The sequence below is a fragment of the Phytopseudomonas daroniae genome (genome assembly GCF_004327275.1).
GTDB lineage: Bacteria > Pseudomonadota > Gammaproteobacteria > Pseudomonadales > Pseudomonadaceae > Aquipseudomonas > Aquipseudomonas daroniae.
In genome coordinates this window covers 251360-270011 of sequence record NZ_QJUJ01000004.1, presented here as the reverse complement: position 1 = coordinate 270011, position 18652 = coordinate 251360, and the positions used below count along the sequence as shown (strand labels likewise).

Below are 18652 nucleotides of genomic sequence, written 5' to 3'. Positions count from 1 at the left end.
AAGCTGGCCGACGTTACCGGCGGCGCGGTGTTACATATGGGAGCGATGCATCTCCCATGGCGCCCCATTTGGGAACACCGCTGGGTATCAACCCTTGTGCGAGTCGCGAAACTGGCTGGGCGTCAGCCCGGTAAGCGCCCGAAACTGTCGGCTGAAGGCACTGTGGTCGGTGTAACCGCAGCGCAGAGCGATCTCGGTGATCGGCAGGGTTTGCAGCAGCAGGCGGCTGGCTTCGCCAAGGCGCGCCTTGTGAATCATCTGCCGCGGGGTGAGCTGGAAGATGCGTTTGCAGTAGCGTTCCAGTTGAGCCACCGACAAGCCTGCCAGTTCGGTGAGTTCGGCCAGGCTGATCGGCCGGGCGAAGTGCTCGCGGATATGCGCATCCACCGCCGCCAGTTTCGGATAGGCAGGGTGGCTGGATTGTGGCAACTGCACATCGCGGGAAATGCCGGCCAAACCGATGATCTCGCCCGCCTGATTGCGCAGCGCCAGTTTGTGGGTCAGGCACCAGACGGGCTGGTTGCCGTAATAGAGGTGCAGTTCCAGTTGGTCGGCGAGTTGGCTGCCGTCCTTGAGTACCCGACGATCCTGCGCCGTATAGGAGGGGCCGAAGCTGGCCGGAAACACCTGTTCGGCGGTCATCCCAAGCAGTTTGCCCTTGCTCTTGAAGCCCAGTCGCTGTGCCAGGGTCTGGTTGACCAGGGCGTATCGGGTCTGCGTGTCCTTGATGAAAAACACCACCTCGGGCATGGCATCGAGCAGCGGCTCGATCTGCCGGAGGCTGCTGATCAAGGTCGGCAGGTCGTGGTGGGGCGCGATGGGCAACAGGCTTTGCATGATGTCTGCGAGCTGGTCAGGAACCGCTGAGCCTAGCGTGTCGACCGCAGCCAGGAAAATGTACCGTATGGTTAATTTCTGCGTGCGACGTGAATCTTTTCGGTGCACACTTGCAAGTCATACCAATTATTACAAACAGCACCGTCGACTATCCTCAGATAACGGCGCCGATGCTGCGTTTTCGTGCTTCTGAAAAATGGGATTGAACGATGAAGAATGGTAAAGGTGCCTCACGCGGCACACGTGCACTATTGCTGATCGTCGGCGTTTTGATCGCCCTGGTCGGTCTTGCCTTGCTGGGTGGCGGTGGTTATCTGGCCAGCCTTGGCGGCAGTTGGTACTTCCTGATCATGGGGCTGGCCGTAGTCGTCAGCGGCGTACTGATCGCCGCACGCAAGCCCGCGGGCGCCTGGCTGTTCGCCGTGGCCCTGCTCGGCACCCTGGCGTGGGCGCTGGCCGATGTCGGCCTGGTGTTCTGGCCGCTGTTCTCGCGCCTGTTCACCTTTGGCGCAATCGCCCTGGTCGTCGCGCTGATCTATCCAACCCTCAAGAAGGCCGCAGGTGGCCACGGTGGGCGGGGCGCCTACGCGCTGGCGGGCATTCTGGGCGTGGCGCTGATAGCCGGCTTCAGCGGCACTTTCGTGGCGCATTCCACGGTGGCGGCAACGGGCGATGGTCCGGCTGTGACGCCAGTCGACCCGGCCCAGGCTCAGAAGAACTGGGAGCACTACGGCAATACCGCGGGCGGTAGCCGCTTCGCCGCGCTGGATCAGGTCACCCGCGCCAACGTGAAGGATCTGCAGGTCGCCTGGACGTACCACACGGGCGACGTGGCGGAGAGCGACGGTAACGGTGCCGAGGATCAGCTCACCCCATTGCAGGTGGGTGACAAGGTTTTCCTGTGCACGCCGCACAACAACATCATCGCCCTCGATGCCGATACCGGCAGCGAGCTGTGGCGCAACGATATCAACGCCCAGTCTTCGGTGTGGCAGCGTTGCCGTGGCCTGGCCTACTTCGATGCTGACGCACCGCTGCAGCAACCCGATGTCGCAGGTGCTGCTGCAGTTCCGGGCGTGGCGATCGCCGAAGGCGCCAACTGCCGCCGCCGTCTGCTGACCAACACCATCGATGCCCGCCTGATCGCGGTCGACGCCGATACCGGCGAGCTGTGCCAGGGCTTCGGCGACAACGGCCAGGTCGACCTCAAGGCCGGCCTGGGCGACGCGCCCGATCCCTTCTACCAGCTCACCTCGCCGCCGCTGCTGGCCGGCACCACCGTGGTGGTCGGTGGGCGCGTGGCCGATAACGTGCAGACCGACATGCCGGGTGGTGTGATCCGTGGTTTCGATGTTGCCACCGGTGCCATGCGCTGGGCGTTCGACCCGGGTAACCCCGAAGAGCGTCGGGCCCCGGCCGATGGCCAGGCCTACGTGCGCAGCACGCCGAACTCGTGGGCGCCGATGTCTTACGACCCGGCGATGAACACCGTATTCCTGCCCATGGGCAGTTCGTCCACCGATCTCTATGGTGCTGAACGTACCGCGCTGAACCACAAGTACGGCGCCTCCATTCTGGCGCTGGACGCCACCACCGGCGCGGAGAAATGGGTCTACCAGACGGTGCACAACGACCTCTGGGATTTCGATCTGCCGATGCAGCCAAGCCTGATCGACTTCCCCAAGGCGGACGGCAGCAAGGTGCCTGCCGTGGTGATCGGCACCAAGGCCGGGCAGATCTTCGTGCTCGACCGCGCTACCGGCCAGCCGCTGACCGAGGTCAAAGACGTACCGGTCAAGGCCGCTGACATCAAGGGTGAGCAGTATTCGCTCAAACAGCCGCTGTCGGTGGGCATGCCGCAGATCGGTGCCCAGCAGCTGACCGAGTCGGATATGTGGGGTGCCACGCCCTTCGACCAGATGCTCTGCCGTATCGCCTTCAAGCAGATGCGCTACGAAGGCTTGTACACCGCGCCAGGCACCGATGTGTCGCTGAGCTTCCCAGGCTCCCTGGGCGGGATGAACTGGGGCGGCCTGTCCACCGATCCGGTCAACGACTATATCTTCGTCAACGACATGCGTCTGGGCCTGTGGGTGCAGATGATCCCGGCGACCAACCAGGGCGCGGCCTCCTCGGGTGGCGAAGCCGTCAACACCGGCATGGGCGCAGTACCGCTCAAGGGCACCCCTTACGCGGTCAACAAGAACCGCTTCCTGTCGCTGGCGGGCATTCCCTGCCAGGCGCCGCCGTTCGGCACGCTGACCGCCATCGACATGAAAACCCAGAAAATCGCCTGGCAGGTGCCAGTCGGCACGGTTGAAGACACCGGCCCGCTGGGCATCAAGATGCGCCTGCCGATGCCAGTTGGCATGCCGACACTGGGCGGTTCCCTGGCTACTCAGTCCGGCCTGGTGTTTTTCGCCGGCACCCAGGACTACTACCTGCGCGCCTTTGACAGCGGTACCGGCAAGGAGGTCTGGAAACAGCGCCTGCCTGTAGGTAGCCAGGGCACACCGATGACCTACGTGTCACCGAAGACCGGCAAGCAGTTCATCGTGGTGACCGCGGGTGGCGCCCGCCAGTCGCCGGATCGTGGTGATTACGTGATTGCCTACGCGCTGCCGTAAATTCACCTGCGCCGTGGCCGAGGCCGCATCGCCCGAAAGGGGATGCGGCCTTTTTCGTGTCTGCGATTCGGTTGTGGTGATTCAGCGGGAGCCGCTGTGTGGCCACCAATCTGCGATTCCTAGGGGATCGCATGAGCCCGTCGAAACCTGTCGGAGCTGCGGGGGCGCCTAGCCTTGCGAGCGATTCGCCGGTGGTCGTTCTGCAAATTTGCGATATGGCTGCAATCGCCGGCAAGCCGGCTCCTGCGGGATCAAGTTAAACCTCCGCGTCTGTAGTAGAGGGCGATGCGGTTTCACGATGAGCCACAGCCAGCGCATATTTGGCTGGGGAGGCCAGGATCTATGGGCACGCTGCAGCGTTGGCTGTTGCCATGGGAGCGAGGGGAGCGAGATGAGGCTGAATGCCAGAAAGCAGAAAGGGGAGCCGAAGCTCCCCCAAATCTTGTTTGAATCGTCGTTCTTATTAGTGCTACCGGCCTTTTGTTCTTGTTTTAGCCGCGGCCTCCAAAGGAGGCCAAGAGCGAACGGATTTGTTTGGACGCTGATGTTGCCGTGATCCTAAGATCCAACCCGTCTGTCGCTGCCTTACAAAGCAGTTTTATTGTTCTCGACCCGGTTGCGGTACAAGTCCGAGGGCGGTCCTCTCCAAAGAAATCAGTTAGCTGCGTCTCTGCGATTTTGTCTTTCTTATGCTAGAGCCGTTGTCTTGTTCTTGTTATCAGATGTGTCTTGTTATTTTTGTTGTGCGGAACATAGAGCATATCCTGTGCCAATTTTAGAATATCTATATTTTTCAATAACTTAGTATTTTAATGATTTTGTGGTGTCCGTTTTGACCGTGGAAAGCGTTACCGCACTACCCGGTTTTGTTACCGTTTGATTGTGATTGGAACACTTTGTCATAAATGAGAGGCATTACCGTCATGGAGTGCTCTGGGAAGCGCTTTCCAGCTGCACCAGGGTGTCGATACGGGCCGGCACGAAGGGTGGGCGGGGGGCCGCGGGCTGCCAGTCGAACAGATACTGCGTGGCCCCACCGCATATCCGACCCTGGCAGGCTCCCATGCCGCAGCGGGTCGCCAGCTTCGCTTCGCGCCAGTTGGCGTGAGTGGCCACGGCGGCGTAGGACACGTCCTCGCAACGACACAGCAGGGTGTCCGGCTCGGGCAGGTGCTTGAGGGAAGGATCGAGGGCAAATTGCCTGTTCAGCGCATCGGCAAAGTGCTGCCAGCGCTTGCGCTCGGCCCACAGGCGTTGCGCAGCCTCGCGGTTACCCGCTGCGACATGCCCGGCGATGCTGCCTTCGACCAGGGCCAGCTCACTGCCACCGAAACCGGTGCATTCTCCAGCGGCGTAGATACCCGCCACATCGGTCGCCTGCCAGGCATCCACCTTGATGGCGTTGTTACTCAACGTGCAGCCCAGGGCTTGCCCCAACTGCACATTGGGGATCAGGCCGAAGCCGCAGGCCAGGCGCTCGCATTGCAGCTCTTCGACCTTGCCACCTCGCTGCAGACGTACGCCTTCCAGGCGATCCTGACCCAAGGCGGCGACTATCCGGGTGGCGGTGCGGTAACCGCGGTCGAACAGGCTGAAAGACTGCAGCAGCTTGTGCGGCCAGCGCGGCAACCGCATGGCGAAGGATACGACTGCGCCCAGCGATGCCTGTTCAGCGATGCGTAACACCTGGGCACCATTGTGTTTCGCCGTGTCCGCGCTGGCCAGCAACAGCGGGCCACTGCCGGCGATAACGATGCGTTCGCCCGTTACCGGCAAACCACCCTTGATCAGCGCCTGCAGGCCGCCGGCACCGGTAACGCCGGGCAACGTCCAGCCGGGAAACGGCAGCAACAACTCACGTGCGCCGGTACATAGAATCAGCTTGCTGTAAGCGATTGTCCGGCCACGCTCGGGATCTTCCACCAGCAATGCGTTGCTGCCGGATCTCGCTACCACGCGGGTGGCGGCATAGCGCTGAATATTGTCGTGCGCTTCCACGGCGTCGCGCAGGCGGCGGGCTTGTGCAGGGATTTTGGCCTGGACGCCATCGCGCCAGATCTGCCCGCCGGGCAGTGGGTTGTCGTCGAGCAGTACGACTTTTGCGCCATCCTTGGCAGCAGCCAATGCTGCCGACAGGCCGGCGGGGCCAGCGCCGATGATCAGTACCTCGGTCTGTTCGCTCATGGATGAGTTTCCACCTGCATGCCATCTTGGCACAGGGTCTGGCAGGCCAGGCGACGCAGGCCGTCGATGGTCACCCGGCATTCCTGGCAGATGCCCATGCCGCACAGCGGCGCACGACGCTGGCCGCTGACCGAGGTGCGGGCGCTGCCGTCACTGCCCAGAGCCAGCGCGGCGGCGACCGTGGTACCTGGTGCCACGCTGAGCGGGCGACCGTCGAGATGCAGATCAGGCATGCACGGGTTCTCCGAGGTAACGCCGGGGTGAATAAGCTGCCGCGGGGATCGGTTCGGCCTCGTTGAACAGCAGCGCGCCGAGCAGGTCGGCCGTACCCGGTGCGGCGGTCACACCCAGACCTTCGTGGCCGACTGCGAGCCACAGGCCAGGTTGCGCGGGGTGCTCGCCAATCAGCGGCATGCCGTCCGGTGTGGCGGCGCGAAAACCGGCCCAGGCGCGGATGCCGTTGAGTTGCGCCAGACCCGGGGCATAGCTCATGGCATGCTTGAGCATGCGTGCCAGCAACCAGCCGTCGACCTCGGGATCCAGGGTATCGAACTGTCTTGAGGTGCCGATGAACAACTGGCCGGTTGGCCGTGGCTGGATGTTGCAGGCCACCGAGGCGCCGCTGGTGTTGTGCACGCTGGTCAGGTAACTCAGCTCGGTGATGGTGTGGCTGACCGGATGCGGATAGCGGTCGGTGATCAGCAGGTGGCCTTTCTTCGGCGCGATGGGCAGCTCCGGGCACAATTCCACCGCCTGGATGCCGTTGGCGAGCACCACCGCATCGGCGTTCAGCCACTGGCCGTCGTCGAGGCGCACGCGGTTGCCCTCCAGCTCCGTGACCCGTGCGCGGCGCTGCGTGATACGCGAGTCGTCGAGCAGCCAGCGGGCAGTGTTCGGTGCGTAGAGGATGCCGTCATCCGGCAGGCGCAGAGCGCCGTGCAGCCCATCACGCAGAATCGGTTCCATCCGCTGCAGCCCGTGGCCGGGCACCATCTCACAGCGGATACCTTCGGCACGCAGGTTGACGCTCTTGGCTTCCGCCGCTGCCAGCTCCTGTTCGTTGGCGGCCAGCCACAGCGTGCCGTTGTTGCGGTAGGCGCAGTCGTCCGGCAACTGTGGGCCAAGCTCACGCCAGCGGCGTACCGAGTAGCGGCTGATATCGAGCTCGGCCTGGTTATCGTCGAGTACCAGCAGGTGACCCATGCCGGCTGCCGTGGCACCGTGCAGGCCGGCGTCGATCACCAGCACCTGCTGGCCGCGCCCGGCCAGTTCGCGGGCGCAGGCGGCGCCGATGATGCCGGCGCCGATAACGATCACATCCGCCACCCGCGTTGGGGTCACGGGCGGATGCCCCAGGCGAACGGGTCGTCCTGCTCCAGCAGCAAGGTGGCTTCGGCGCTGATATTGGCGCGCCCGCGGATGGTCGGAATCACCTTGTCACCCTGCCATTCGAACGAGCCGTCGAAAACGCTGCCGATCACGCTGGCCTGTCGCCAGATCTCGCCGGGCTGCAGCTTGCCGTCGGCAGCCAGGCAGGCCAGCTTGGCGCTGGTGCCGGTACCGCACGGGGAGCGGTCGTAGGCCTTGCCAGGGCACAGCACGAAATTTCGACTGTCCGCTTCATCGTCGTCTGCGAACAGCTCGATATGGTCGATCAGGCCGCCGTCCTCGCCACGAATGCCCTGATCTTCCAGCGCCTTCTGCACGGCGTAGGTATAGGCGGTAAGGGTTTCGACATTGTCGCCTGCGATGCGCTGGCCATGCTCGGCGATCAGAAAGAACCAGTTACCGCCCCAGGCGATGTCGCCTACTACCGAGCCATGTCCCGGCACCTGCAGTTCGACGGCCTGGCGGTAACGGTAGGACGGCACGTTGCGCACGCTGACCGAGCGATCCTCGTGCAGGGTCGCCTCGACCGTGCCCACCGGCGTTTCGATCTTGTGTACGCCAGCGCCGATGCGACCCATGTGTGCCAATGACACCACCAGGCCGATGGTGCCGTGCCCGCACATGCCGAGGTAACCGGTGTTGTTGAAGAAGATCACACCGGCACAGGCGCTGGGGTCGACGGGCTCGCAGAGCAGGGCACCGACCAGTACGTCGCTGCCACGCGGTTCGAGGATGCAGGCGCTGCGCCAGTCATCATGCTCGCTTGCCAGACGCTGTCGGCGCTCGGCCATACTGCCGTTGCCCAGCTCAGGAAAACCACTGACGACCAGTCGGGTCGGCTCACCGCCAGTGTGGGAGTCGATAACCTCGATGCGTTTCATGGGGCTGCGCCTATATGCCGTTTGGATGGCTACAGAGTGCCGCGACGCCGGGCCGCCCGGCTTGAAGGATTTGCACTGGCGCGATGACGAAATCAGCATAGCATCCAAGGTTGCGGCTTGGCGCTTGTCGATGATCTGCTGCGCCTCGCCAGAAGGATTCCATGAGCGACCGCAGCAAGGGGCGGACATTCGATTTGGTGGGTTTCATGACGGTGGACGACGCTTCACCTGCGCGGCCCGATCCGTCCACCAACCTTGCGATCGCAATGGTGGATGAAAAGAGCGTCATCCACCCTACGTCTGCTTACGCCTGAAGCTATCGCTTACCCAGCATTAACGTGGTCAAGACCTGCAGCGCATCTCTGCCAATTCTGTCCTCAAGGCCCTGAGCTCTTCGAGAATCATCTGCTCGCGCTGCACTCGTGCCTCTTCTTCGGGATCCGGATCCTGGGCGTCCTGCATGGCGTTGACGATCACCGCGATAAACAGGTTGAGCATCATGAAGGTGGCGATCAATACGTAAGGGATGAAGAACAGCCACGCCAGTGGGTAGACCTCCATGATCGGCCGCACCGTGCCGCTCGACCAGCTGTCCAGGGTCATCATCTGGAACAGCGAATACAGGCTGGCGGTCAGCGTGCCGAACCATTCGGGAAAGCGCTCGCCGAACAGCTGCGTGGCCATTACCGCCGAGACGTAGAAGATCAGCCCCATCAGCATGATGATGCTGCCCATGCCCGGTAGCGAAGCGAGCAGCGCCTGCACCACCTTGCGCATGCTCGGGTTGACCGACACCAGGCGCAGCACCCGTAATACGCGCAACGCCCGCAGCACGCTGAACGGCCCGCTGGCCGGCACCAGGGCGATGCCCACCACCAGGCAGTCGAACACCGCCCACGGGTCACGCAGCAGGCCGATGCCACGGGCGATGAAGCGTAGCGCCAGTTCGATCACGAACACCGCGAGAATGAACATATCCACAGGCAACAGCAGCCAGCCCCACTCGCTGACGATCTTCGCCGAGGTAAGCATGCCGAGGATGGCGGCGTTGATCAGGATCAGCGTGGTGATCAGGCGTTGCACCAGGGTGCCGTCCATCACCTCGGCCAGTTTCAGGCGCCAGGCAGTGTTCAGGGTCGGTAAAGGGGTATTCATGGGCAAACGTCAGTCGATATCCGGTTTGGGTAGGAGGCTGACGATTCTAAGGTCTCAGGTTGACAGTGATCAGGCACAAGAGGGGGCTCAGCTGGGATTTCGGGTTACCCATTGTTTCAGCAGCCCGATCTCAGGGCACTGCCACCGACGCTCGTCTTGTCGTCACGCCAATATCCGAAAGCCATGGTGAAGCCCATTAGCCGGGCCCAGGCCTTGAAAACCGATGATCATCGGAGCTTGCGGCCGTCGTGTAATCCGCGTGGGTGCAACGAGAGGTGGTGCTCTGCCTATTGGGGAGCGTGAGGTGTTCGCGTACATGCAGCGACTTTGATTCGAACCGCTATCCGATTTACCCGGATGATGGTTGGGCAAACACCTTGAACAGATCAACCTCTTCGCTTTCCGGGGGAGCCAGGCGCAAACGCTGTTCGATATTCAGCAGGTGTTCCTCCATGCACCGCGTCGCCTGTTGAACATTGCCGTCGAGCAGGGCCGTAGCCAGAGCCTCGTGCTCGTTGTGCGAGCACTGGATGCCGCTGTGGTTCTCATAAAGGGCGATGATCAGCGAGCTACGGGCGATCAGGCCTTCGAGCATCTCGCCCAGGGTGCTGTTGCCGGCGATACGGGCCAGCAGGCGATGGAAGTCGCCTGACAGGCGGATGAACTCAGGTTTGTCCGGTTCGTGCCCAAGTGCCAACTCGGACTTCAGGTGTGCTTCGATGGCGCGGCGGTCGAGCGCTTGCATGCGCTTGCAGGCTTCCTCGATCAGTGCCTTTTCGATCACCCGGCGGGCGGCGAACACTTCGCGGGCCTGTTGCGGCGTGGGTTCTTCGACAAAGGCGCCACGGTTCATCTCCAGGCGCACCAGCTTGAGGTGAGCCAGGTCGCGCAGGGCACTGCGGATGTGGTTACGGTTGGCCTGGAATACCTCTACCAGATTGAGTTCGGTCAGGCGTGTACCGGGCGGTAGACGCTGCTCGACGATGGCATCGTAGATCGCGTTATAGATGCGTTGCACTTCACGAATGACGTGACTGGCCATGGGCGATGCTCGTTTGCGGGGAAGCCAGGGCGGCTGAAGCTTGGTTACAGTGTAATTGTTAACAATGAAGTGGCAAAGGGGGAGAGCTACGCGGGTCGGTGCACACCTTTGTCGCATTGCCCTATTGTTGTGCATTAAAGCGCGATTTTTCAGGGTTTCACCTGGCAAGTCAGGTGTGCATAGTCGTATTCAGGGTGACAGAAAAACTATCCGGTTTTCAGCCAGATACGCCGGGGCGGCAAAATTCCAGCACGCTTTATATGTACCGAAGTGAATGCCTGGCACAACGGTTGCTAACACTTATTTTATAATTGTTAGCAATTTAGGCGGCAAGCATGTCTGGGAAAGGTCAGGTCGAGCTGGTGGCGGTACACAAGGCCTACGGTGCGCGGGTGGCGGTCACTGATATCCACCTGAAGATTCCCAGTGGCAGCTATTGCTGCCTGCTCGGCCCCAGCGGCTGCGGCAAGAGCACCACCTTGCGCATGCTGGCCGGGCACGAAGCGGTGAGCGAGGGCGACATCCTCATGGATGACCGCAACGTCACCGAATTTTCGCCGACCCAGCGCGGCACGGCGATGATGTTTCAGAACTACGCGCTGTTCCCGCACATGAGCTGCCTGGACAACGTCGCCTTCGGCCTGCGCATCGCCGGCATGGCCAAGGCCGAGCGCCACGCCAAGGCCCGCGAGCTGCTGACGCTGGTGAACATGCAGGACTACGCCGAGAGTTACCCCGAGCAACTTTCCGGAGGTCAGCAACAGCGCGTGGCACTGGCCCGGGCACTGATTACCCAGCCGGATGTGGTGCTGCTCGACGAGCCGCTGTCCGCCCTCGACCCGTTCTTGCGGATTCGCATGCGCAAGGAGCTCAAGGCGATCCAGAAGCAATTGGGGCTGACCTTCATTCACGTCACCCACTCCCAGGAAGAAGCCTTTGCCCTGGCCGACCTGGCTGTGGTGATGGACGGTGGCAAGATCCAGCAGGTAGCGCCGCCGCGGGAATTGTTCGAGCGGCCGGCCACCCCCTTTGTCGCGCAATTCATCGGTGGCCACAGCCTGATGCGTGGCGAGCTGAGCAAGCGTGAGGCGGATCGCGTGGTACTCAGCGTCGAAGGCGCAGGGCAGGGCAGCCTGAGTCTGGCGCAACTGGGCGACGACTATGCCGAGGCCGTCGTGGGCACGCCGCTGGCGTTCTCGGTGCGCTGCGATCACCTGGACATCCTGCCACCTGGCAGCGTTCCGCCAGCCGGGCAGTTTGGCTTGCCGGCGCGGGTCTGCGATGTCGAGTTCCAGGGCGCCTTCATCTATGTCGAATGCCAGACCGCCAGCGCTACACCGCTGATGGTTTACCTGGCCGACCGCCAGTGCCAGGTACCCGAGGTGGGCGCCGAGGTCACCCTGGCCTGGGACGCCGCGCACCTCAACCTGTTCTCCCCGCAACACGCCAACCCGACCAAGGAGGTTCACTGATGAGCGAGCACGACGACAGCACCCCGCAACTCCCCGCCGAAACCCCGCAGGTGGAATCCGCCAAGGGACTGTCCAGGCGCAGCCTGATCAAGGGCCTGGGGGTTGCCTCGGCGGTGGCCGTGGGTTCCGGCGCGATCACCGGTTTTCCGATGATCTGGGCGCAGAACATCAAGAACATCACCTTGCGTCAGTTCGGCACCGGGGTGTCCAACCTCAACGACATCGCCATGAAGGCCAAGGAAGATCTGGGCATCACTCTGCAACTCACCGCGCTGGACTCCGATGCGGTGGCGCAGCGGGCGGTGACTCAGCCACGTTCCTTCGACATTGCCGACATCGAGTACTGGATCGGCAAGAAGGTGTACCCGTCCGGCACCATGCAGGCCATGGACACCCAGCGCCTGAAGAATTTCGACAAGATCTCGCCGCTGTTCATCAACGGCAAACTGAATGCCGATTCGGTGATCGCCCAAGGCACGGCGCCGCACACCGTTGGCTTCGTCGAAAGCGCCGATTCGCTGAAGTTCGCCAGTGAGCCGACCCGCTGGATGACTCTGGTGCCGACCATCTACAACGCCGACACCCTGGGCATTCGCCCGGATCTGGTCGGGCGTCCGATCAAGAACTGGCGCGACATCATGGATCCGGCCTTCAAGGGCAAGACCTCGATCCTCAATATCCCGTCCATCGGCATCATGGACGCGGCGATGATCTGTGAATCCATGGGTGAGATCACCTACGGCGACAAGGGCAACATGACCCAGGCCGAGATCGACAAGACCATCGCTATCCTCATGCAGGCGAAGAAAGACGGCCAGTTCCGCGCCTTCTGGAAGAGCTTCGATGAGTCGGTGAACCTGATGGCCTCCGGTGAGGTGGTGATCCAGTCCATGTGGTCGCCGGCCGTGGCCGCCGTGCGCAGCCGCGGTGTGGCCTGCACCTACCAGCCGCTGGAAGAGGGCTATCGCGCCTGGGGCGGCGGTATTGGCCTGGCCAAGCACCTCAGCGGTCTGGAGTTGGATGCGGCCTATGAGTACATCGACTGGTACCTATCGGGCTGGGTCGGTGCCTACCTCAACCGCCAGGGCTACTACAGTGCCGCACCAGAGACCTCCAAGCAGTACATGAGTGCCGATGAGTGGGGCTTCTGGATGGAGGGCAAGGTCGCCCAGAGTGACATTCTCAGCCCGGACGGCAAGGTCATGGAAAAGGCCGGCGCGGTGCGTGATGGCGGCTCCTTTGATCAGCGCATGGGCAGCGTGGCCTGCTGGAACTCGGTGATGGACGAGAACCGCCACATGGTTCGCAAGTGGAACGAGTTCATCGTTTCCTGACCCGGCCTTAGCGGTGGATGACGCTGTTTCATCCACCGCTATGCCTGCGACACCCCACTTTTCCGCGTACTGGATTCGATATGCGCACCGGACTCGCCAACATCAGCCACCTGCAAGCCATGCCGCTGGCGCTGACCCTGTTACTGTTCCTGGTCTTCCCCATCACGGTGATCGTGGTGGTGAGCTTCTGGGACTACGACTCCTACCAGTTGATCCCGGACTTCATCTTCGGCAACTACCAGTACCTGCTGTCCTCGCCGACGACCTTGCAGGCGTACCTGAATACCTTCAAGTACGCCCTGCTGACCTGGCTGATCACCCTGACGCTGGGCTTTACCGTGGCCTACTACCTGGCCTTCCACATTCGTAGCAACAAGGTGCAAACCTTGCTGTTTCTGCTGTGCACCATCCCGTTCTTCACCTCCAACATCATCCGCATGATTTCCTGGATACCGCTGTTGGGGCGCAATGGTCTGGTCAACAGCAGCCTGATCGGCGCCGGGCTGATCGACCAGCCGCTGGAGTTTCTGCTGTACAGCGATTTCTCCATCGTTCTGGCCTATGTGCACCTGTACACCCTGTTCATGGTGGTGCCGATCTTCAACACCATGATGCGCATCGACCGCCGCCTGATCGAGGCTGCGCGGGACGCCGGGGCGCAGACCTGGCAGATCCTCCTGCTGGTTATCGTGCCGCTGTGCAAGTCGGGCATCCTCATCGGCAGCATTTTCGTACTGACCCTGGTGATGGGCGACTTCGTCACCGTGCGCATCATGGGCGGCGGCCTGCATGCTTCGGTCGGCGTGCTGATCCACAACGAGATCAGTTTGCTGCAATACCCGGCGGCTGCGGCCAGTGCCGTGGTGCTGCTGGCCACGGTGTTGCTGATGCTGGTGGTGATGTTCCGCCTGGTGGATATCCGTAAGGAGCTATGACCATGAAATCCAAGGCACGGCCGTTGAGCTTTTATTGCCTGAGCCTGTTCTTCGCCCTGTTCGTGCTGTTTCTCTACGGGCCGACGCTGACCATCGGCATTCTCTCGTTCCAGGGGCCGGGCGGCGGGCTGACCTTTCCCATGAACGGCATCTCCCTGCACTGGTTTCACAACCTGTTCCAGGCCCAGCAGGTGGGCGATTTCGCCGGCGCCTTTAGCCGCTCGATTCTCTTGGGCATCGCGGTGATGGCTTGCACCCTGGTGTTTTCGGTGCTCGCCGGGTTCGCTTACCGACGTCCATTCGCTGGCAGCCAGGCACTGTTCTACCTGACGTTGGCGAGCCTGATCATTCCGTCGATTCTGGTCAGCCTGGGCATTGGCCTGATGTTCGACCGCCTCGGCTGGGAGCCGATCTGGTACAGCTCGGCCTTTGGCGCGCACCTGACATGGACCTTGCCGTTCGGCCTGCTGATCATGTTCGCCGTGTTCAACCGCTTCAACCGCGCCTACGAAATGGCTGCGCGCGACCTCGGCGCGAGCTCCTGGCAAACGGTGCGCCTGATCGTTCTGCCGCTGATTGCACCGAGCCTGTTCGGAGTGGCGCTGTTCGGCTTCACCCTGTCCTACGACGAGTTCGCCCGCACCCTGATGGTCTCCGGCAGCTTCAATAGCCTGCCCCTGGAAATCTTCGGCATGACCACCAACGTCACCACACCGGTGCTCTATGCGCTGGGCACACTGACCACGCTGTTTTCCCTGGCGCTGATTGGTCTGGTGCTGCTGTTGATGAGCCTGAGCCAGCGCATGAGAAAGCCAGCATGAAGATTCGCGTGATCAACCCCAATGGCTCGGCGGGTATGGCCCAGTTGCTGGAGGCAACCTGCCAGGGCATCAAGGCCGCGGATACGCAGTTGAGCGTGATCCATCTACCGGGCTCGGTGGCGAGTATCGAGGGCGCTGCCGATGGCGTGTGTGCGGCTTATCACCTGCTGGGAGCGATGCGCCAGGGCCAGGAAGAGGGCGTGCAAGGCTTCGTGATCGCCTGTTTCGACGACACCGGCCTGGACGCCGCACGCGAGTTGGCCAGTGGCCCGGTGCTGGGCATTGGCGAAGCGGCCATGCACGCGGCGAGCATGCTGAGCGTGCGCTACTCGATCCTTACCAGCCTGCCGCGCTCGATCCATATCATCGAGCGCAACATGCACAGCTATGGCCTGCAGCGGCGCTGCGCCAATATCCATGCGGCGGATATTCCGGTGCTGGAGTTGGAGCGCGACCCCGCCCATTACCTGCGCCTGCGCGCCCTGGGTCAGCAGATCCTGCGCGATGACCGCAGCGAATGCCTGGTGATGGGCTGCGCTGGCATGAGCCAGTGGGCGCAGCGCCTGCAGGAGGATCTCGGCGTGCCGGTGGTCGATGGGGTGCAGGTGGCGCTGAAATGGGTGGAGTCGCTGGTGCAGCTGGGGCTGGGCAGCAGCAAGAGCCTGAGCTATGCCTGGCCGCGCAGTAAGGCTGTTTAGCAGGCGTGCGCTACTGACTCACACTGTTCGTCCTGAGAGCCAGCGGCCCTGGCGATGATGCCGGCTCCTAAAACTACCTCGGCTTTGGCTTCCTGCGTCGCTCTACCTCCTGCATCCATGCAGTCGTGCGTTGTCATCGCCGCATTGAAAACAGCCTCGGATGCGAGTCCAGGCTAGGCGCCCCCATCAAACCGCCCATTTACAGCGGTAAACTCCCGCTTTCTCGCTTGTTCTTGTCGTTCGCTGACTGCCTCGCCGAGTTTTTGCTGCACTAAGGCTGGTAAGGATGGTGTTCGATCCAGTGGCGGGCAATATCGACTCGGCGCGCCACCCAGACGCGATCATGAGCCTCGATATGATCGAGAAAGCGTTGCAGTGCTCGGAAGCGTCCAGGGCGACCGACCAGCCTGGCGTGCAGGCCGACCGACATCATTTTCGGCGCGGTTTCGCCCTCGGCATAGAGTACGTCGAAGGTGTCTCGCAGGTAGGCGAAGAACTGATCACCACTATTGAATCCGCCAGGGCTCGAGAAGCGCATGTCATTGGCGTCGAGGGTATAGGGCACGATCAGGTGCGGCTGGCGGGTACCGTCGCTGATCTGCACATTGCTCCATAACGGCAGGTCGTCGCCGTAGTAATCGCTGTCGTAGAGGAAGCCGCCATGCTCGACCACCAGGCGCCGAGTGTTGGGGCTGTCCCTGCCGGTGTACCAGCCGAGTGGTGGCGCCCCGGTGAGCCGGGTGATCACTTCGATTGCGCGCTGCAGATGTTCCCGTTCGAGGTCGGCGGATGCATCCTGGTAGTGCAGCCAACGCCAGCCGTGACTGGCGATCTCGTGGTTGCGTGCGACCAGCGCCTGGGTGATCTCCGGGCAGCGTTCCAGGGCCATGGCGACGGCGAAGGCGGTGAGCGGCAGGTCGCGGCGCTGGAACTCATCGAGGATGCGCCACACACCTGCGCGGGATCCGTATTCGTACATCGACTCCATGCTCATGTGGCGATCGGGAAAGCTCTGGGCGCCGACGATTTCGGAGAGGAATGTCTCGCTCTGGCGATCACCATGCAACACGCAGTTCTCGCTGCCTTCCTCGATGTTGAGCACGAACTGGACAGCGATGCGCGCGTTGCCCGGCCACTTCGGGTTAGGCGGGTTGCCGGCGTATCCGCGCAGGTCGCGAGGGTAGTGTTGAGTCTGCTGAGCCATGGACGATTTCTTCCTTTTCGATCATATCGGCGTCGAGTCGCTGGAGTGGCCACTTTACGGCCATCGGCCAGTGGTTCGTGCACCTCGACGCGCGATTCTTGCAACCTTCACGCCATCTCGGGTCTGTGCGCAACTGGAGCGTCGGAGTAGCCGATTTCTCCGATAAATAGCCTACAGAGCTGTTCGCGCTTGATGCGCGACGGGCTGATATCGAGTCGGCTCAATGTGTCGGCGGGTTCCTGTCGGGATTGCCGAACCCGAAGCGGATCATTAGCCTGCGCCCTTTGCCATGGGCCGGATGGCCTTAACAGAGCGACGGATGACGGCATGAGCGAGCAAGGCAGCAATATCACCTACTACCTGGAAATGCACAGCCCCGAGCAGGTACGTGGCAAGGCGTTGCCGGACGACCTGCAGATCGTCGAATGCCGGATCAAGCAGTTCCCGCTCAACCGTTTTCTCTACCAACTGGTGGGTGGGCCCTGGGGCTGGACGGACAAATTGTCCTGGTCGGATGCGCAGTGGCGCGAGCTGATCGAGAGCGACGAACACCGCACCTGGATTGCCTACCACCAGGGCGCCATCGCTGGTTACTACGAGCTGCAGCGTGACGCCGAGGGCTCGGTGGAAATCCTCTATTTCGGCCTGGCCGAGGCGTTCTTCGGTCAAGGTTTCGGCGGCCCGCTGCTGAGCCATGCGCTGCAAGCCGCCTGGGCCTGGCCGGGTACCCGGCGGGTCTGGGTGCACACCTGCAGCCTCGATCACCCCAGCGCCCTGGCCAACTATCAGGCGCGTGGGCTGCAGCTGTATCGTCAGGAGCTCGAAGGCTGAAGTGTTCTTTCAGCTCAAGCGGATCAGGTAACTCGGTAGTGCCGGTTCCGGTAGTACCGACAGTACCTTGAGGCGTTGCAGGGTACGTTCGCGGGCGCAGGACAGGTGATGGCGCAGGGCATTGGCGGCGCGGTCGATATCGTTAGCCAACAGCGCTTCGATCACTTGGTAGTGCTCGTCGAGCATTGCTTCGTCCAGACTTCTGCGCAAGGCGCCGTGGAGGATGCGGCCGATATTCATCTGGCTCTGGCATTGGCGAATCAGCGAAGCCATCTTCTGATTACGCAGGCCGGCCAGGCATGCGACATGCAGGTCGTGCTCGATGCGTTCGATGGTGGCGCGCTCGGGGCTGTTCCCGGTCTGGCGGGCGAGTTCGATGCGCTCGAGCATGCCGTGCAGTACTTCATGTGTCAGACCCGGTGCGCTTTGCTTCAGCGCCTGGGGCTCGAGCAGGCAGCGCAGTTCGTAGTCGTCGATCACCGATTGCGCCGTGAGTGGGCCGGCCAGCCATTGCGAGTACGGCTCCTTTTCCACCAGGCCACGGTCACGCAGGCGCATCAGCGCTTCGCGAACCACGCTGCGACTGACGTTCAAGTGCTCGGCGGCCAGTTGTTCGTCCAGCCGGTAGTGACCGAAGACCATGAAGGTGCCAACGCTGGCGGCGAGGTCTTCATAAGCACGTTCACCCAGCGGCCGCACGTCGATCAGTTCATCTTCCGTTTCCAGGCCCAATAGCTGGCGTGTCAGCGGTGTGCGCAGCGGTTCGACGGCTGTGTCGTGCGGGTTGACCAGATAGCCGCGCCCTTCGAAACGACAGATCAGGCCTTCGTCATGCAGCAGGTTCAGCGCCTGGCGTACCGGTACGCGGCTGGTGCCGAACAGCTGCGCCAGCGGAGCCTCGACCAGAACCAGGCCAGGGGCGGCACGTCCCTGATTGATGGAGGCACGCAAGGTGTCGCGGATCATTTCATAGCGCGAGACCGCAAGGGATTCTTCCTGAGGGGCGCTGGCTGCGGGCATACCGGGCTTCCGGGAACGAGTACGAGGCGGCGATTCTCTCACAGGTTCAGCCCTCCCGATTAGGTTGGTGGAGGTGCTTCAAAAGGAAGCATCTCAAAAGTGGGCGTTACTTTTTTGCACAAAAATGGATCTTTTTAATTTATGTCCATTATTTATGCCGGCAATCTTGGTTCCGTGCTTGACGGGTTCGCCGGGAGTTCTTGAAAGGTTGGCATGAAGGCT

The 18652-nt window shown here is 62.2% G+C and carries 17 protein-coding genes; 8 read left to right on the top strand and 9 right to left on the bottom strand.

What is annotated here, in order from left to right; genetic code table 11:
* Positions 1-87: 87 nt before the first annotated feature.
* Positions 88-837: an AraC family transcriptional regulator gene (locus tag DNK10_RS12080; protein WP_131191728.1), complete on the bottom strand. Its 750-nt coding sequence runs from the start codon at positions 835-837 to the stop codon at positions 88-90.
* Positions 838-1046: 209 nt separating this feature from the next.
* On the opposite strand from DNK10_RS12080, the gene DNK10_RS12075 reads away from it, so the two are divergent.
* Positions 1047-3464 carry a glucose/quinate/shikimate family membrane-bound PQQ-dependent dehydrogenase gene (locus DNK10_RS12075; RefSeq protein ID WP_131191727.1) on the top strand — a complete coding sequence of 806 codons (2418 nt, stop codon included), beginning with the start codon at positions 1047-1049 and terminating at the stop codon, positions 3462-3464.
* A gap of 921 nt (positions 3465-4385) precedes the next feature.
* Here DNK10_RS12075 and DNK10_RS12070 read toward each other — a convergent pair.
* The 4 genes from DNK10_RS12070 to DNK10_RS12055 are packed head-to-tail and all read right to left on the bottom strand — an operon-like array spanning position 4386 to position 7918.
* Positions 4386-5648, bottom strand: coding sequence for an NAD(P)/FAD-dependent oxidoreductase (locus DNK10_RS12070; RefSeq protein ID WP_131191726.1), 1263 nt, complete (start codon positions 5646-5648; stop codon positions 4386-4388).
* Positions 5645-5881: a (2Fe-2S)-binding protein gene (locus DNK10_RS12065; RefSeq protein WP_131179460.1), complete on the bottom strand. Its 237-nt coding sequence runs from the start codon at positions 5879-5881 to the stop codon at positions 5645-5647. The genes DNK10_RS12070 and DNK10_RS12065 overlap by 4 nt, the downstream gene beginning before the upstream one ends.
* Positions 5874-6989, bottom strand: coding sequence for an NAD(P)/FAD-dependent oxidoreductase (locus DNK10_RS12060; RefSeq protein WP_131191725.1), 1116 nt, complete (start codon positions 6987-6989; stop codon positions 5874-5876). The genes DNK10_RS12065 and DNK10_RS12060 overlap by 8 nt, the downstream gene beginning before the upstream one ends.
* Complete coding sequence (locus DNK10_RS12055; RefSeq protein ID WP_131191724.1) at positions 6986-7918, bottom strand: 4-hydroxyproline epimerase; 933 nt, start codon at positions 7916-7918, stop codon at positions 6986-6988. The genes DNK10_RS12060 and DNK10_RS12055 overlap by 4 nt, the downstream gene beginning before the upstream one ends.
* Before the next feature lie 161 nt (positions 7919-8079).
* On the opposite strand from DNK10_RS12055, the gene DNK10_RS25880 reads away from it, so the two are divergent.
* Positions 8080-8232 carry a hypothetical protein gene (locus DNK10_RS25880; protein ID WP_165495982.1) on the top strand — a complete coding sequence of 51 codons (153 nt, stop codon included), beginning with the start codon at positions 8080-8082 and terminating at the stop codon, positions 8230-8232.
* Positions 8233-8260: 28 nt separating this feature from the next.
* On the opposite strand, the gene DNK10_RS12050 is transcribed toward DNK10_RS25880, so the two are convergent.
* Positions 8261-9073 (bottom strand): ion transporter, encoded by an 813-nt coding sequence (locus DNK10_RS12050; RefSeq protein ID WP_131191723.1) that lies wholly within the window; start codon positions 9071-9073, stop codon positions 8261-8263.
* Positions 9074-9422: 349 nt separating this feature from the next.
* Entirely contained in the window at positions 9423-10115 is a 693-nt protein-coding gene (locus DNK10_RS12045; RefSeq protein WP_165495981.1) for a GntR family transcriptional regulator, read from the bottom strand.
* Positions 10116-10450: 335 nt separating this feature from the next.
* Between DNK10_RS12045 and DNK10_RS12040 the strand changes: the two genes are divergently transcribed.
* The 5 genes from DNK10_RS12040 (at position 10451) to DNK10_RS12020 (ending at position 15375) form a co-directional block, all read left to right on the top strand.
* Entirely contained in the window at positions 10451-11587 is a 1137-nt protein-coding gene (locus DNK10_RS12040; protein ID WP_131191721.1) for an ABC transporter ATP-binding protein, read from the top strand.
* The gene (locus DNK10_RS12035; protein WP_131191720.1) at positions 11587-12921 is read left to right on the top strand and encodes an ABC transporter substrate-binding protein; all 1335 of its coding nucleotides are present in this window, start codon (positions 11587-11589) and stop codon (positions 12919-12921) included. The genes DNK10_RS12040 and DNK10_RS12035 overlap by 1 nt, the downstream gene beginning before the upstream one ends.
* 119 nt (positions 12922-13040) lie before the next feature.
* Positions 13041-13856, top strand: a complete 816-nt coding sequence (locus DNK10_RS12030) for an ABC transporter permease (protein WP_425273852.1) — start codon at positions 13041-13043, stop codon at positions 13854-13856.
* 2 nt (positions 13857-13858) lie between these two features.
* Positions 13859-14677 carry an ABC transporter permease gene (locus DNK10_RS12025; RefSeq protein WP_131191718.1) on the top strand — a complete coding sequence of 273 codons (819 nt, stop codon included), beginning with the start codon at positions 13859-13861 and terminating at the stop codon, positions 14675-14677.
* Positions 14674-15375: an aspartate/glutamate racemase family protein gene (locus DNK10_RS12020; RefSeq protein ID WP_131191717.1), complete on the top strand. Its 702-nt coding sequence runs from the start codon at positions 14674-14676 to the stop codon at positions 15373-15375. Before DNK10_RS12025 ends, DNK10_RS12020 begins: the two co-directional genes overlap by 4 nt.
* Before the next feature lie 271 nt (positions 15376-15646).
* On the opposite strand, the gene puuE is transcribed toward DNK10_RS12020, so the two are convergent.
* Positions 15647-16579 carry an allantoinase PuuE gene (gene puuE / locus DNK10_RS12015; protein ID WP_131191716.1) on the bottom strand — a complete coding sequence of 311 codons (933 nt, stop codon included), beginning with the start codon at positions 16577-16579 and terminating at the stop codon, positions 15647-15649.
* 327 nt (positions 16580-16906) lie between these two features.
* On the opposite strand from puuE, the gene DNK10_RS12010 reads away from it, so the two are divergent.
* Positions 16907-17410 carry a GNAT family N-acetyltransferase gene (locus DNK10_RS12010; protein ID WP_131191715.1) on the top strand — a complete coding sequence of 168 codons (504 nt, stop codon included), beginning with the start codon at positions 16907-16909 and terminating at the stop codon, positions 17408-17410.
* 9 nt (positions 17411-17419) lie between these two features.
* Here the strand turns inward: DNK10_RS12010 and DNK10_RS12005 are convergent, their stop codons facing one another.
* The gene (locus DNK10_RS12005) at positions 17420-18430 is read right to left on the bottom strand and encodes a GntR family transcriptional regulator (RefSeq protein WP_131191714.1); all 1011 of its coding nucleotides are present in this window, start codon (positions 18428-18430) and stop codon (positions 17420-17422) included.
* Positions 18431-18652 lie beyond the last annotated feature (222 nt).

What these genes read in the sequence shown, in the direction of transcription:
- DNK10_RS12010 (WP_131191715.1), top strand. Translation starts at nt 16,907, where the DNA reads ATGAGCGAGCAAGGCAGCAATATCACCTACTACCTGGAAATGCACAGC.
- DNK10_RS12030 (WP_425273852.1), top strand. Translation starts at nt 13,041, where the DNA reads ATGCCGCTGGCGCTGACCCTGTTACTGTTCCTGGTCTTCCCCATCACG.
- DNK10_RS12035 (WP_131191720.1), top strand. Translation starts at nt 11,587, where the DNA reads ATGAGCGAGCACGACGACAGCACCCCGCAACTCCCCGCCGAAACCCCG.
- DNK10_RS12050 (WP_131191723.1), bottom strand. Translation starts at nt 9,073, where the DNA reads ATGAATACCCCTTTACCGACCCTGAACACTGCCTGGCGCCTGAAACTG.
- DNK10_RS12055 (WP_131191724.1), bottom strand. Translation starts at nt 7,918, where the DNA reads ATGAAACGCATCGAGGTTATCGACTCCCACACTGGCGGTGAGCCGACC.
- DNK10_RS12005 (WP_131191714.1), bottom strand. Translation starts at nt 18,430, where the DNA reads ATGCCCGCAGCCAGCGCCCCTCAGGAAGAATCCCTTGCGGTCTCGCGC.
- puuE (WP_131191716.1), bottom strand. Translation starts at nt 16,579, where the DNA reads ATGGCTCAGCAGACTCAACACTACCCTCGCGACCTGCGCGGATACGCC.
- DNK10_RS12040 (WP_131191721.1), top strand. Translation starts at nt 10,451, where the DNA reads ATGTCTGGGAAAGGTCAGGTCGAGCTGGTGGCGGTACACAAGGCCTAC.
- DNK10_RS12075 (WP_131191727.1), top strand. Translation starts at nt 1,047, where the DNA reads ATGAAGAATGGTAAAGGTGCCTCACGCGGCACACGTGCACTATTGCTG.
- DNK10_RS12045 (WP_165495981.1), bottom strand. Translation starts at nt 10,115, where the DNA reads ATGGCCAGTCACGTCATTCGTGAAGTGCAACGCATCTATAACGCGATC.
- DNK10_RS12070 (WP_131191726.1), bottom strand. Translation starts at nt 5,648, where the DNA reads ATGAGCGAACAGACCGAGGTACTGATCATCGGCGCTGGCCCCGCCGGC.
- DNK10_RS25880 (WP_165495982.1), top strand. Translation starts at nt 8,080, where the DNA reads ATGAGCGACCGCAGCAAGGGGCGGACATTCGATTTGGTGGGTTTCATG.
- DNK10_RS12065 (WP_131179460.1), bottom strand. Translation starts at nt 5,881, where the DNA reads ATGCCTGATCTGCATCTCGACGGTCGCCCGCTCAGCGTGGCACCAGGT.
- DNK10_RS12020 (WP_131191717.1), top strand. Translation starts at nt 14,674, where the DNA reads ATGAAGATTCGCGTGATCAACCCCAATGGCTCGGCGGGTATGGCCCAG.
- DNK10_RS12080 (WP_131191728.1), bottom strand. Translation starts at nt 837, where the DNA reads ATGCAAAGCCTGTTGCCCATCGCGCCCCACCACGACCTGCCGACCTTG.
- DNK10_RS12025 (WP_131191718.1), top strand. Translation starts at nt 13,859, where the DNA reads ATGAAATCCAAGGCACGGCCGTTGAGCTTTTATTGCCTGAGCCTGTTC.